The 12,723-nt window shown below is 49.2% G+C and carries 11 protein-coding genes; 4 read left to right on the top strand and 7 right to left on the bottom strand.

Annotated elements, in window-relative coordinates; all coding sequences use genetic code 11:
• The first annotated feature begins 138 nt into the window (after positions 1–138).
• The 4 genes from M0220_RS13850 (at position 139) to M0220_RS13835 (ending at position 2,937) form a co-directional block, all read left to right on the top strand.
• Positions 139–756 carry a DUF2201 family putative metallopeptidase gene (locus M0220_RS13850; RefSeq protein WP_264017973.1) on the top strand — a complete coding sequence of 206 codons (618 nt, stop codon included), beginning with the start codon at positions 139–141 and terminating at the stop codon, positions 754–756.
• Positions 757–796: 40 nt separating this feature from the next.
• Entirely contained in the window at positions 797–1,828 is a 1,032-nt protein-coding gene (locus M0220_RS13845; protein WP_264017972.1) for a helix-turn-helix transcriptional regulator, read from the top strand.
• A gap of 90 nt (positions 1,829–1,918) precedes the next feature.
• Positions 1,919–2,434, top strand: coding sequence for a gamma-glutamylcyclotransferase family protein (locus tag M0220_RS13840; protein WP_264017971.1), 516 nt, complete (start codon positions 1,919–1,921; stop codon positions 2,432–2,434).
• Positions 2,434–2,937 (top strand): opioid growth factor receptor-related protein, encoded by a 504-nt coding sequence (locus tag M0220_RS13835; protein WP_264017970.1) that lies wholly within the window; start codon positions 2,434–2,436, stop codon positions 2,935–2,937. The genes M0220_RS13840 and M0220_RS13835 overlap by 1 nt, the downstream gene beginning before the upstream one ends.
• On the opposite strand, the gene M0220_RS13830 is transcribed toward M0220_RS13835, so the two are convergent.
• The 7 genes from M0220_RS13830 to M0220_RS13800 form a co-directional block, all read right to left on the bottom strand.
• Positions 2,934–3,230, bottom strand: coding sequence for a hypothetical protein (locus M0220_RS13830; protein ID WP_264017969.1), 297 nt, complete (start codon positions 3,228–3,230; stop codon positions 2,934–2,936). The two genes, M0220_RS13835 and M0220_RS13830, sit on opposite strands and share 4 nt — an antisense overlap.
• 136 nt (positions 3,231–3,366) lie before the next feature.
• Positions 3,367–3,549: a hypothetical protein gene (locus M0220_RS13825; RefSeq protein WP_264017968.1), complete on the bottom strand. Its 183-nt coding sequence runs from the start codon at positions 3,547–3,549 to the stop codon at positions 3,367–3,369.
• Between the two features lie 655 nt (positions 3,550–4,204).
• Entirely contained in the window at positions 4,205–4,681 is a 477-nt protein-coding gene (locus M0220_RS13820) for a hypothetical protein (RefSeq protein WP_264017967.1), read from the bottom strand.
• 10 nt (positions 4,682–4,691) lie between these two features.
• Positions 4,692–6,263, bottom strand: a complete 1,572-nt coding sequence (locus tag M0220_RS13815; protein WP_264017966.1) for a dynamin family protein — start codon at positions 6,261–6,263, stop codon at positions 4,692–4,694.
• A complete protein-coding gene (locus M0220_RS13810; RefSeq protein WP_264017965.1) occupies positions 6,245–7,552 on the bottom strand; it encodes a WD40 repeat domain-containing protein in 1,308 nt (435 codons plus the stop codon). The genes M0220_RS13815 and M0220_RS13810 overlap by 19 nt, the downstream gene beginning before the upstream one ends.
• Positions 7,553–7,562: 10 nt before the next feature.
• On the bottom strand, positions 7,563–9,821 hold the full coding sequence (locus M0220_RS13805) for a dynamin family protein (RefSeq protein ID WP_264017964.1): 2,259 nt from the start codon (positions 9,819–9,821) through the stop codon (positions 7,563–7,565).
• 11 nt (positions 9,822–9,832) lie between these two features.
• Positions 9,833–12,193, bottom strand: a complete 2,361-nt coding sequence (locus tag M0220_RS13800; protein WP_264017963.1) for a dynamin family protein — start codon at positions 12,191–12,193, stop codon at positions 9,833–9,835.
• Between the last annotated feature and the right edge of the window lie 530 nt (positions 12,194–12,723).

The raw sequence follows: 12,723 nt of genomic DNA, 5'->3' as shown, positions 1-12,723 counted from the left end.
TTATATCAACACCTATCTTGACACATTTTTCTAACGCGATAGTGCCACCGTGAGAACGTTTTGCGGGGCTATGCGACGCACAATGTCGCAACCACGTCATAGCCTCATTCTCTCTTATCAGGGACGGTGGACGCTAAGATGACCATGAACGAATGTGTAACGACTCAAGACACTACCCAACAGGAAGTAGCCAAGTGGCTAAATGATCGTGAGCAGTGGAAACATGAAATGCCCGTCATGGGCTTTTTAAGCCAGTTTCTCACCCTTACCCCCGTCACTGACTCACGCTTTCATAGTGCCAGCACGGATGGCAAAAAGCTTTATATCTGCCCAGATTACAGTGCCACATTATCTGATACGTCCCGTCAGTTCTTACAAGCGCACCTCATTTGGCACTGTGTGGCAGGTCATCTGACCGCACCGCTGGTGGCCGACTATCAACGTTGGCACCTTGCTTGTGACCATGAGGTGAATGCACTGCTGTTGGCACTCGGGATTCTTTTCCCTGCTGATGCCCTGCTCTTTCCAGTATGCGTGGGGCGCAGCGCGATGAGTGTGTATCGCTGGCTGGAAGGACACCCCAATATTGCAGTAGAAACATCCATGGATATCCACCCCGCCGCCCTCTGGCATGACTTGCCGAATACTTATATAGATCAAAGCACCGTAACGTTGTGGCGACTGCGTGCCCACCTGGTGGCCAAAGAGCCTGATGCTTTACCGGCACGGGTCGCTAAGTTTTGTGAGGCACGTTAAACTCAACGCTTTCATATATCCAGCCAAGGTTGGCGTCACTATGTCTGAACCCCGCGATACGCTTTTCCGTTACTTGACCATGCTACAGCTGATTCCTCGCTTTCCAGGACGCATCGCGACGCCCGTGTTGAAAGAGAAGCTTGCAGAGCGCGGGTTTAATATCGATACACGTTCTCTGCAGCGGGATTTAAGCCAGAAACTCTCCACGCAGTTTCCCATCGGCTGTGACGATAGCCAGAAACCTTACCGCTGGTATTTTGATCGTGACTTTCAGTGTCAGCTACCCGCGCTTGATGTGCCCAGCGCGCTAACGCTGGTATTGGCGGAAGAGTATTTGAAGGGGTTGCTGCCTCCGGTGGTGGTCGGCCAGCTCTCGCCCCACTTTACCGACGCACGGAAACTGCTGAACGACATGAGCGCTAATGGGCTTAGCCAGTGGGCGCGCAAAGTACGCGCCATTCCCAACGGTAAAGCGCTGATCCCCGCTGAGATTAACGAGGCAACCTGGCAGACCATCTCGCAGGCGCTCCTTGAGCAGAAAGCCGTTGACGTTATTTATCTATCACGTACCAGTCACTCTGAAAAGGCGTTTATCCTCCACCCTCAAGGCATTGTGAGCCGCCACAGTGCCACTTATCTGTTAGCTCATGTGGATGGCTTTAAGGATCTTCGCCAGTTCGCCCTTCATCGCGTGAAGCAGGCAACACTCAGTCAACAGCCCTGGCAAGAGCAGCACGATTTTGACATTGATGAGTACATAAAAGGCGGTGCGTTTGGGTATCTTCAGGGGCCGAGCGATGTGGTACTAGAGGCTGATATCACTAGGCCAGTGGCGTGGCTACTACAGGAAACGCCACTATCAGACACACAATCGATAGAAGCGTTGCCGGACACTGACGGCTGGTATCGGCTAACCGCCCACGTACCGGATGATCAGCAGACGCTTTGGTGGTTGATGGGCATGGGGCCAAATATCAAGGTCGCCGCGCCTCACGCATGGCGAGAGAGGATCAAAACGAACGCAGAACAGATGCTGGCACACTACGCCACTGAATCCCCTGTGACTTCATAAACACCCGCCAGCCTCATGGTTCGATATATCCTTTTTCCGCATGCGGAAAAGCGCGACGACGTTATCATTGCTACACCAAGGAGGGTCCCCATGCTCTATTTTGCCTACGGTTCCAATATGGCGACCCAGCGCATAGCGGCCCGCGTTCCAGCACGCTTTGTGACCACCGCCCTTCTGCCCGCTTACCGCCTGGCATTTCATCAACGCGGTGGGGACGGCTCAGGCAAATGCGATATTGTGCCTGCCTCAGCGCAGTCCGCTGTCTATGGGGTCATTTGGGAAATGGCTTCTCATCACAAACCGACGCTCGATCGCTATGAGGGGCTAGGCGCGGCATATAACGAGACGTGGCTCACCGTCACTGACCTAGCAAGCGACCGGCAGTTTGAGGTGCAGGCGTATATCGGCAACCTCACCGCACTCGGCCTGCGTCCATATACCTGGTACAAGCACCATGTGCTTGCCGAGGCACGCGAGCATGGCTTACCCGCCTATTACCTTCGTGCACTGGAGGGCATTGAGGCACATCAGGATGACAATGCCGAACGACATGCCCGAGAGATGGCGTTATATGCCCCGATAGAACCCCTGATGAGTGCTACTTAATGGATAATGATCAGCGCTTGATTGAGTTTTACTGCGGTGAAGGCCGCGATCATAAAGGCCGGTGCCTTGAGGATATTTGGGCGCTATCCTCCTTCTGGCTAGAGCACACCCACGACTATATTCAGTGGCTGTTCCCTATCCCTGAGGCGGGTCGTTTTAACGCCTTTGCTCCCTTGCTGACGCCCACGGTACAGGCTGCGTTTGAGAGAAATGAAGTTATGCGCCAGCATCAGCAGCGCTCGCTAGACGTTATGCTCGACTTTTTTGGCCTCGCTCGGGATGGGAGCGATATCGTCGCTCAACCAACGCTGGCAATACAAACCCATATTTGGCTGAAAGCTGGTGGCCATAATCATTTACGTACCACGCGGATGATTCGGTCGCTAGCCTTGTGCCACCAGCCCGACCTAGCCCGCACCTTTCAGCAAGCGGTCATCGAGATCGGTACCCAACAGGGGGTGGTCTCTGCGTCGTCGGTTCAGTATTGGCGAGAGGCCTTTTAGACCAGCTTAAACGGCTCAATGTCGCGAAAGATGCCGATTTTGGTCATGTTACGACGCAGCGTAAACGCTTCAACAGCTGCCACCGGATCGACCTGCGCCAGCTGACCAAAGTGGATACGGTTCCACTGTGCTCGAGTGACCTTGATGCTATAGAGATACTGATCGCGCGTACTACCCGTGGTGGGGTCGACCACTTGACGATACCCAGACACCCGCGCTTCTTGAACAGAGGGCAAACGCACAAACACGGCGCCAAGCACACGAAAGGCAGCGCTTTGGCGGGCATCGTCCATTCTTGATCCGGCATGTCATCGTCAGATGGCAGGTCAATATCCAGCGCCATCGTGGTGTCATCGCTTCCCAAATCAAAATCGATCACGGTCTCGCGAGGCCAGTCGATCTCTTCCAGGCGCTCTTGCAGGGTGAGCGTCATATCGTCAGCACGCCCTGCTCTTCTCGCTGCTGCCGGGCAAACTCGGCGGCATCAAAATTGGCTTTGCGGTGCTCCCAGGTACGATAGTCATCATTAAACTGCGTCTGGCGACGTGTGTTATCGGACTCGTGTTGACGGCGTGCCGGTGGCCAGAGCGCTTTCCACCATGGAAGGGGCATGGGGGATGTTGGGTGCAGTCAGTAGCCTCTCCCACTAGCGCACCTCTAGGCCAGTCAATGATTTGTCGCAACGTTCACTCTGAGAGGCCACTAAGAAATACATATTTTTATTCTCTGAAACAAGAAAAATTAAGCTTTTGGTACCAACCAAAAGATACGGTGCAGGAGGTTGCAGCAGAGCAGAGCCAAGGCGATTCGATTTACCTTCCTTAAAAAGGATATAGTGGAATGGATCTAACTCAACGTAGAGGGTGAGAGCCCTGAATTAATTGATAATCGGTTCAAATTTTCAAGCGTATTTTCTTATCGGCCATAGAATATGGCGGTATAAATGACTATCTCTTTCGGATCATAAAGATTGGATGGTTGCCAACATGTGGCTATCGTTAATTTTTACAGAGTCAGCAACATATCGTGAAATATTTAATCAGGTAAATTGAAGCCAGCTAATTCCTCACTAGCACAATGGTGATATGAGGCTAGAACAGGCAGAGAAAAAGTAATGGGTTGACTATAGTCCATTGGCCAATTTTACTTGACCGCTACAATCAGAAGTAAGAGGTGCGGATACGTGATATTTCACATACATACGAAGAAGCCCAATTCTCACAATCCTCCTGACGTTTACGTAGGCGAATTTCTTCTTTTTCATTCATTACAGATCCATCAAAAACTCTTGCATGATGTGCCTTACAACAAGCTCTGAATGATGTTTTTTCAAAGCTTGGCATGCTTTACGAATAGGATAACGCTGTTCCTCGGCCAATTGCGTTAACAAATGGTGACCCAGCAGGACTTCTTGCTGTGTTGGCTCTGGACGAGATGAGGAGATTGAAGGCACTTCCAGCGTATGCGCCAATATGGCTATTTCATCTGCGCGGACTAGGCTCCACACATCTTGGAAGATTACAGGTAAGAACACCAACAGTGTATCGATGTCCGGCACCTCACAATCGGCAATACGCTGCACTAATCGGCGATTTTCTGCGCGAAGTGAGCGTATTTCATCTTGCCCCGAAGCTTGTTCCAATTGTGCCGTGCGTTCGGCCAGCATATCAAGAAATGTATAAACCACCCGCTCTTCGCTTGCAGAACGTAGAAACCCTTCAATAGAAGTATCTAGGTTAGGCATGATTAGTTCCTTATCTTAGGCCAGTTGTAGTCGGATTTAAGAGAGACTGACTACATTTAGCCAAAGTATAATGATCCATGTAACGTGCCTCTAACAGCGACAGATTTAACAACGTAGCCACTGTCTGGTCTAGAGGAATACCTTCAGTCAACGTTTGAGCGGCCTCCACCAAACAAGTAAAACTAGAGTCAAGCGCCTGCACGGCTTCGATATGTTGAACACTCAACTGTGTCATAAGATGGACGCGCAAATCTGGAGTATCCGGCTGGACCTGGACCAGTGCGGTTTCTGCCTGCTTAAAAAAACGACGGGTTGGCGCAAGAGCGTGATCTAGATTAGGCAGCCAGTAATGACTCCACCACACATTAAGAGGGTGATCGTTTGTAAGTTGCCTGGATACCGTTAGGCTCTCGGCAATGAATTCCGCATCGTGACACTGTAACTGACGTCGCCAGATATCAAGTAGACGGGTCTGAATAGCAGCAGTATCAAGCCCGATCAGACGGTGCATATTCATACCGGGAAGGAAGCACTTGCTATCGGTGCTGGCGCGAGCGAGAAGCATGCGGGCCTCTTCCAATTGCTTTGCTGCGTGCAATAAGTACGGACGCGGATCCTTATCATTGTTCCATTGGCATATTAGGGAGCTCCAAGGATGTGTCTCAGGTGAAGTTGGTTCTTGATGCACAGGTGCCATTAGATAGGTCCAAAAAGTATCGCGAAAAGCAACCAATTCCTCCGGTGATAGCTCAGCAAAATCGACCGCTAGCAGTTGTAAGCAGAGCTCTTCTGGATCCTGATTAAGTTCATTAGCCCATAGTGACATAATCCGTTCACGCATCCGCACGGTGATTCGCTCCTGATCGGGTTGCGGACATTGAGTAATCACAATAATCAGCGTGGGTAAACCCACGAAATCAGCGTCGGCAAAGGCGTTCAGAAACTCACCTAGACGCGCATGATTATTTTGTCCGTCAAGCCGATCAGCAGCGATCACGAAGACCAACGCTAGATTATGATGTCCAGCTATGGTCGTCGAGGCATCGCTTTCAGCAATATCATCCTCACCCGAGTTCCATCCCGGCATATCGATCAACAGCAGGCGCTTAGGCTCCAGCTCGTCGCTAAAATAATCGCCGTTCGGAAGGAATAGTTTTGGCTCTGTGATGATAAGACGCAGCCGGTAACGCGAAGGGTCATAGTCATATACTTCTTCGCGCTGCGGGAAAGTTGAAAAAGTCTCTACAACAACCGCTTCATCATAATCTTCTGATCGCTCAATCAATTCCAACGTAGCGGAATGCCCATAGGTAATCTCGAGTGGTAGCCGGGTCTGACGTTCGAGAGAACTGACTGGGAAAAGCGCCTCAGGAATCCGTTCACTCAGCAATTCGTGCAAAAGACGTGTTTTGCCAGCTGAGAATTCGCCGATCACTCGTGCGCTGAGCAAGCCGTCGGATGGCACTGGCGTATGGTTCATACGCTCAGAAAAATTACGAAGGGCGTAATAGACGGATTTAGTTGCATTCGATCTATCATATGTAGCGACCTGATTGGATTTACCTAAATTCTGGTAACACATCTTAACGAGCCCCCCCAGAGGCGTACCGTATGATCAGCCGAAGATGACAACAGACGCTGGCCGTCAGGGCTAAAAGCGACCGAGCTCACCAAGTTCTTATGCCCCACAAAGCACCGCAGTTCGAGGCCCTGTTCAGCATCCCAGAGACGCACCGTCTTATCGTCTGAACCCGTCAACATCCACTTACCATCCGGACTAAAGGCGGCCGAATTAATCTGATTTGTATGCCCAACGAAACACATAAGCTCGCGGCCGCTTTCAGAATCCCAAAGACGTATTGTGTGACCAAATGAATCCGACAACACTCGCTTGCCACTTGGATCGAAGGCAACCGTATTCACCTTACAGCCCTCATGCACCTTTAAACACCATAACTCACGACCGCTTTCAGTATCACAGAGCCGTACCGTGCCATCACTTGAACCCGACACTACTTGATTGCCATCCGGACTGAAGGCAACCGAATTCACAGAATCTTCATATCCCTCAAAGCATCGCAGCTCGTGACCGCTGTCAGCATCCCAAAGACGCATAGTATGGTCATCTGAACCAGATAGCACTAGCTTTCCATCTGGGCTAAACACCACTGAATTCACCCAGTCTTCATGTCCATTGAAAAGCCGAAGTTCGCGTGTAAATATTGTGTCTAAATCAGAAAGAAGAGATTCAGAAGTCTCCTTTTCGTGGCCATACTTAGCATCCCAAATCTCTATCGTGTTAAAGTCTGAGCCCGATAGAATCTGTTCATTATCTGGGTTGAAGGCTACAGATCTCACCCAGTTACGCACATTAATGCGTCGTAATTGGCGGCCACTTTCGGCATCCCAGAGGCGTATTGTGCGGTCAGCCGAACTCGACAGCACCCGCTTGCCGTCTGGGCTAAAAGCGATCGACAATACTTCGGCTGTATGCCCCTCAAATCGCAACAGTTCCCTTAGTCTTTCTAAGCTTTGCTTCTGTTCGATGCCTTCAATTTGTGCTTCCATCCGACTTGCAGTTTCTGCTAAAGCTGCAGATTGCTCGGTCAGAGAGCGATCGTGTTGCTCTAAGCGCTTGCGCTGAAGATCCAACTGCTTGGTAATCACAGCGATATCTGCTGACTGCACAGTAAATAACGCCAAACGACGTAGATATTCATCAGTGCATGAATCTAGGCTGAGTTCAAGAAAACGGGTTAGTTCTTCTGGCGACACCAGTGTTTGGGTTTCCCTAATATTGAATGACGCTGAGCCATTTGCTGTGGCACTGTTTAAATTATTCTGCTTTTTCACAATACTTCTATGGCTCATCTAACCCACCTCACTCAAGTGCCGACAGTGCAGCCCTCAGCCCATTAGCCTCTAAGCGCAGTTTTTCAAGCGCTGCTTCTCGTTCGGCAGGAGCAGATTCAATACGTACATTCAAAGCTTCAATTTCGATCAAGCGCTCACTGAGTAAAGCCTCAATTTCGCTGTCCCATTCATCGCGTACTCGCATCTCAAGCAAATCACACATGTACCCAGCCTGTTGATCGAAACTGTGTTGCCAATGTCCTAGCGCACGCTCAATATAGCGCTCAAGTTTCTGCCGGCGCTCTTCGCACACAGATCGCTCATACATTTCGCGGCGCTCTTCTGCACGCTGTTTAACTTGATTGAGCTTAACCTGAAGGTGCATCTGTTCTTTTCGGTTCTGCTCCAGAGCCCAGCCAGTCAGCTTTCTTTCATTAGCGATATCTTCACAGTTTTCCAACTGTGCCCTTACCTTACTTGCATGTGAATTTAGTTCCATCAGAGCTGCTTGCTGCTGCGCTTGAGCTTCGGGATCAATGACCGTTATCTTTTCTGGGCCGCCATCTAGGCTACTACCGATACGCTCCCCCCAGTAACCCAGTGACAAGCTTTCCAACATTTTTAGTTTGTCGGCTATTTGAGGAGGTAGCACATTTGAAGTAATCGGCCCTGTACGGGCAACTTGTGCAGCTTTGACACACTTAGCCACGTTCTCTGAAATTTTTGTTGCGTTAACCGTGGTATTAACGATTTTGGAGGTTTTGCCAACGAATGAAGCGACCTTAGCACCAGCCCAGGCTGGATTAATAAATAGCAACCCAATATCACCTACCTCACCAATCATGCGACCTAGTATTTTTCCAACATTGCCTCCTTCAATCTGTTGTATGATTCGCGGTAGAGGCTGTGTAGCTATTTGGTCCCGGCGCATCAAAAGTTCGCGCAACTGGCATTGTGATTCAGTCAAATCTGTTTCGGGCAATTCAGCTAGGCGTTCTTCAAGCGCCACAAGATCAGCAGTATGTTTTTCCAACTGACTCTGAATCTGCGCAAATCGGGCCATGTCGAGAAAATCACTTACCTCGACCTTCTCGGGGGGGGGCAAGCGCAAATTAAATGCTGCCACCTGAATGTCAGGTAAATCAAGCTTCGTATTTTCAGAAGAGTGCTTGCTTAAGGCGTCCGCCAGGTGGACCAGAGACGTCCGTAATGCCTCTACACCATCTTCGGCAAACCCCTGCCAGCTTTTTTCATCTTTTATCGATTCAGCCAGCAGCGTGAGTGTATTTTTAAGCGTCTGGCGCTCTTTTCGCACAGTTTCCTGTGCCTTACGAGAGAGTAATTCTCGTGCTTCTTTAGCGCGAGCTAAGTGAACAGCTTTGAATTTGATTAGGGCATTGCGGCGTTGCAACAGTTCCAATCGTAGTGATTCGGTATCGCCCTCAGACTGAGCAGTACATGCACGCTGAGAATCGGAATTTTGCCCCAGTGCATTTTCTAACGCCGGGCTCAATTCTGAACGCAGGCGCCGGAGGCGGATCTCACCGAGATCATCGCGTGAGCGCTCAATAAAATTGAGTGTCTCCTCGCGCCCCAATCCGTTGCAGTCAATGGGTGTTAGTCGTGCACGAACCCCACTCTGCTCCTCAATCTGGTGTGACCACCGGTCCAAATCTGGGCGTTGCTCACCGTGTATGACTGCTTCCTCTATCTCATCCCAGCGGGCGACTAAGACCTTAACGCGTTTGCCATATCGGTTGATCTCACTCAGTGTGGCCATATCGGCGGAATCAGGCCCACGAGGTGGCAAGAGGTAGAGCACGGCATCAGCTTGCTGAATCTGAGCAATGGTGTAATCACGATTGCGTGTCGAGAGCCCTCCCAGACCAGGCAAGTCTATAAGCGTTACCCCTTGCAACCAGTCAAGTGGTATTGCCAACGTCGCACACGCTGCACCTTCTGGCGCTTGGGTTGTTGCCCGCGCCAGCCCATTAGCATCGAGCGGAACAACACTACCATCGCTGCCGATAAGCTCTATTGAACAAGACGTCCCATATTCAATGAAAGTAGGCAGAGCCGTAGTCTCTTCACAGGCAGTTTCGAGCCAATCATCACCGAGCAGACGGTTTACTAGGCTTGTTTTACCGACCGAAAAAGCACCGAGCATAATGACACGTAAGGGGGTATCCGGACTCAGTACCTGGTCAGATAGCGTCTTCAAACGTTCTTGCCAATACTTTGGAAGATGCGTGTTCAGTGTCGCCATAAGTGTGTTTGGATTATTCATCGATATAAACCTTAGGCGTTCTGCAATGCAAATTGAGTAAGTTTCTGAACTTCAACGAGTGCCCGAAGCGCACCAGTAAGTTCATCGCTACGCACTGCGATATCATTCTGACTTTGTTGCAGTAGCATTTCGATTTCCTGTTGCTGAGCACGTTTGGCATTAAGTGGTTCGAGCATCTGTTCCTGAACGCAGTTAGCTAGAATCATGGCTTGTTCCATAAATACTTGACGCAAGTTATGAGTCAGATAATGGTCGATTTCAGCAATACTTGTATTCAGCTGATTTAACGTATTGCGGCGTAGTCGGTTGACAGTATCTTCAATGAGCGCTTCCTCATCCTGGCGTACTTTATGCTCGATTTTTTGTAAGTCCTTCTCGCGCTTAGCCATCTGCCGATCGAGCTTTTTGCGCGCAGCTTCAAGATTAATTTTTCGTCCGGTGCGCTCAAACTCTTCTTGCATCAGTGCACCCAGTGCCTGTTCGCGCTTGCTATGAAGCTCATTTAGCTCATCAAGCTCACGTTCATAGCGCTTAACATTATTATCGTCTTTACAGGTGACAGTTTCATAGGTGGGTGATAGCCAGAGAAAACCACTTCCATAATCGCTTGTTTTGCGTCGCTCTTCGTAGATAACTGGAGCTGGCGGAGCGCCCATGCTTTCAAGTCGGCGTTGTACACGAAGCACCTCTGCCTCAGCACGTAAACGTTTTTGCTCATCGATAGTATTATTGGCGATATCGGCTTCTAAGGAGTCGATCTCATCTTTTAAGCTTTCCAACTCGTTATTGAGTTCAGCGCTACGCCGGCGATGATCTTCCAAACCCGAGAAGTCGAAGTCTAGATTGAGCTCGAGCTGAGGTAACGCAATATTTAACTGACTCAAACTCGTCTCAATGAGCTGACCATGCTGTGTCATGGCATCTAAGTAGTGTTCGCGTAATCCATAAAGTGTCTCGTTTAATTTACCTTTTTGCTCTCGCCAGCGTACTTCAAGTTGAAATGCCAAATCTTGGTACTGTTGATCTAGTTGACTGGGCAGTCCGATCTTCTCCTTTTGTACACCCATCATTCGGCGTACATAGGATTCTGTTACCTGATCATCAATTGAATCTCGCAAACTTATTAGCGGCTTGAGCAACTGTTCACGAATATCGTCGATGACAACACGCGCGACTCGCTGGTGCTCATCATGCGATTCACGTGTTTCACGCTCCTCTTTCTGTTCAAGTTCACGAATATCCAGATCTAATCGCTGTAACTCTTGATCGCGTATTTCCGCACTCTTATCTGTGTCAATCTGGTTGAGTTCGTGGGTGATATAATCCTCAAGTTGTGACTGAATCTCGGTTAATTGCTTCAGCGGCTTTAAAAAAACTTGTTCTTGAGCCTCACCACTGGTGAGCATCTCGACTATGCGCTCAGATAGCCGCTTAATATTAGAACGCTCACGACGCATTGGGTCAGGATCACGAGCCCACCGTGCACTGACACCGAACAAGTGGTTCTCGTCAGTCAAACGACTAATTTCTGCACTGTGCTGGCCTCCTAGGCTTTTTTGAAAACTTTCTTTCACAATCTGAAGTTTATGTTTAACGCGCTCTTCTTCACTGAGTCGCCTATCAGATGCATCTTGAGGTTCGAGAACCTTGTCCCATTTGTTGATAACAGTAATGAATTTTTGAAAGTTGCGCCGAAGAGTGCGTGCCATAAACTCCCACTCAGACTCAGTGCCTCCGAGCTGATCAGTTGCCTGCACCCAGAGCGCAACATGGGCTTCAGCTATTGCTCTATGAGTAATCTCTTCGTGGTGTTTGATGATGGTCTTAAGACCAGGTGTATCGATCAGCACCAGTCCCTTTTTCAGAAGGTCATGATCGTGAAAAACTTCAATATGGGAGACTTCACGACGAGCATCGGAATTGCTTTTTTCTAACTCAGTCCCCCAACGCATTAGTGCTTCATCGTCGTGCCACGAGATCTCCTCAGCAGGGCGGTTATCCTGATAATGGATACGGATGAATCGCTCGTCTCGTTCCACCGGTATCGCTTGTAAAAAGGTATTGACAGCAGTTGTGGTTTCTTGAGCTGTCTGCAGTAGTTCTATGCCAAGCAGAGCATTAAGCAGCTCCGACTTGCCGCGCGAAAATTCGCCCAGCACCACTAGATTAACGCGGTCTGTTGCTAAGGCATTTTGCAACTCTTCGAAGCGTCCGTGCGTCGACTTGAGCTCAGTACTACCAAAATGCTCAAAAAGATACTGTGTACGTTTTAGGTATTCTCTCGCCTGGTGAATACGGAATTGACGATCATCCAGGCCTCGGGACAGATTTTCGTTCACAGTTTGGCTTTCATGAAGAAGCGTATAACTCATAATTATCAATCACTTATAATAAATTTAAAAATAATAGAAGTACTCAATAAGCCGAGATACCCAATACCCATGGCTGATTCTACGCAAAGCAGTAGATAGCAAACCAAGCACAGTCAAAGCGTTTAATACACTTTAATGACTCATACCTGCAGCCAGTACAGACATCGAGATATTTATTATTCAACAAAATATCACTAAGCAATACAGCGGTTTTTGACCAGTGGCATGCAAAGCAAGCTTAGCTAATGGGATGCGGGCAAGCTAGCATCGTGATGCTCCCTAGTTCTATGTCCAAAACGTATAGGGGTGCTGTGTTTTACATAAACAATACTGCGATCAAACATTATCAGTGTTACCAGCTTGCCTATTAAAAGAGCGATTCCACTGCTCGTTCGGGTTGTATCGCCGAATAAAAGGTCTGTATGCGACTTTCTGACAATATCTCTAGTCAATTTCTAGCCATCTTATCGGAGCAGTGCGACATTTTGTGTCGCAAGTTGAGGGTCTTGCTACAGTGTATAAAATAAACC

It is taken from the genome of Halomonas qinghailakensis (assembly GCF_025820815.1).
In the GTDB taxonomy this organism is placed as follows: Bacteria; Pseudomonadota; Gammaproteobacteria; order Pseudomonadales; family Halomonadaceae; genus Vreelandella; species Vreelandella qaidamensis.
This window is presented reverse-complemented; position numbering and strand designations above follow the sequence as displayed.

Excerpts from the sequence above, each read along its gene's own strand:
- M0220_RS13850 (WP_264017973.1), top strand. The coding sequence starts at position 139 with ATGACCATGAACGAATGTGTAACGACTCAAGACACTACCCAACAGGAA.
- M0220_RS13845 (WP_264017972.1), top strand. The coding sequence starts at position 797 with ATGTCTGAACCCCGCGATACGCTTTTCCGTTACTTGACCATGCTACAG.
- M0220_RS13840 (WP_264017971.1), top strand. The coding sequence starts at position 1,919 with ATGCTCTATTTTGCCTACGGTTCCAATATGGCGACCCAGCGCATAGCG.
- M0220_RS13835 (WP_264017970.1), top strand. The coding sequence starts at position 2,434 with ATGGATAATGATCAGCGCTTGATTGAGTTTTACTGCGGTGAAGGCCGC.
- M0220_RS13830 (WP_264017969.1), bottom strand. The coding sequence starts at position 3,230 with ATGGACGATGCCCGCCAAAGCGCTGCCTTTCGTGTGCTTGGCGCCGTG.
- M0220_RS13825 (WP_264017968.1), bottom strand. The coding sequence starts at position 3,549 with ATGCCCCTTCCATGGTGGAAAGCGCTCTGGCCACCGGCACGCCGTCAA.
- M0220_RS13820 (WP_264017967.1), bottom strand. The coding sequence starts at position 4,681 with ATGCCTAACCTAGATACTTCTATTGAAGGGTTTCTACGTTCTGCAAGC.
- M0220_RS13815 (WP_264017966.1), bottom strand. The coding sequence starts at position 6,263 with ATGTGTTACCAGAATTTAGGTAAATCCAATCAGGTCGCTACATATGAT.
- M0220_RS13810 (WP_264017965.1), bottom strand. The coding sequence starts at position 7,552 with ATGAGCCATAGAAGTATTGTGAAAAAGCAGAATAATTTAAACAGTGCC.
- M0220_RS13805 (WP_264017964.1), bottom strand. The coding sequence starts at position 9,821 with ATGAATAATCCAAACACACTTATGGCGACACTGAACACGCATCTTCCA.
- M0220_RS13800 (WP_264017963.1), bottom strand. The coding sequence starts at position 12,193 with ATGAGTTATACGCTTCTTCATGAAAGCCAAACTGTGAACGAAAATCTG.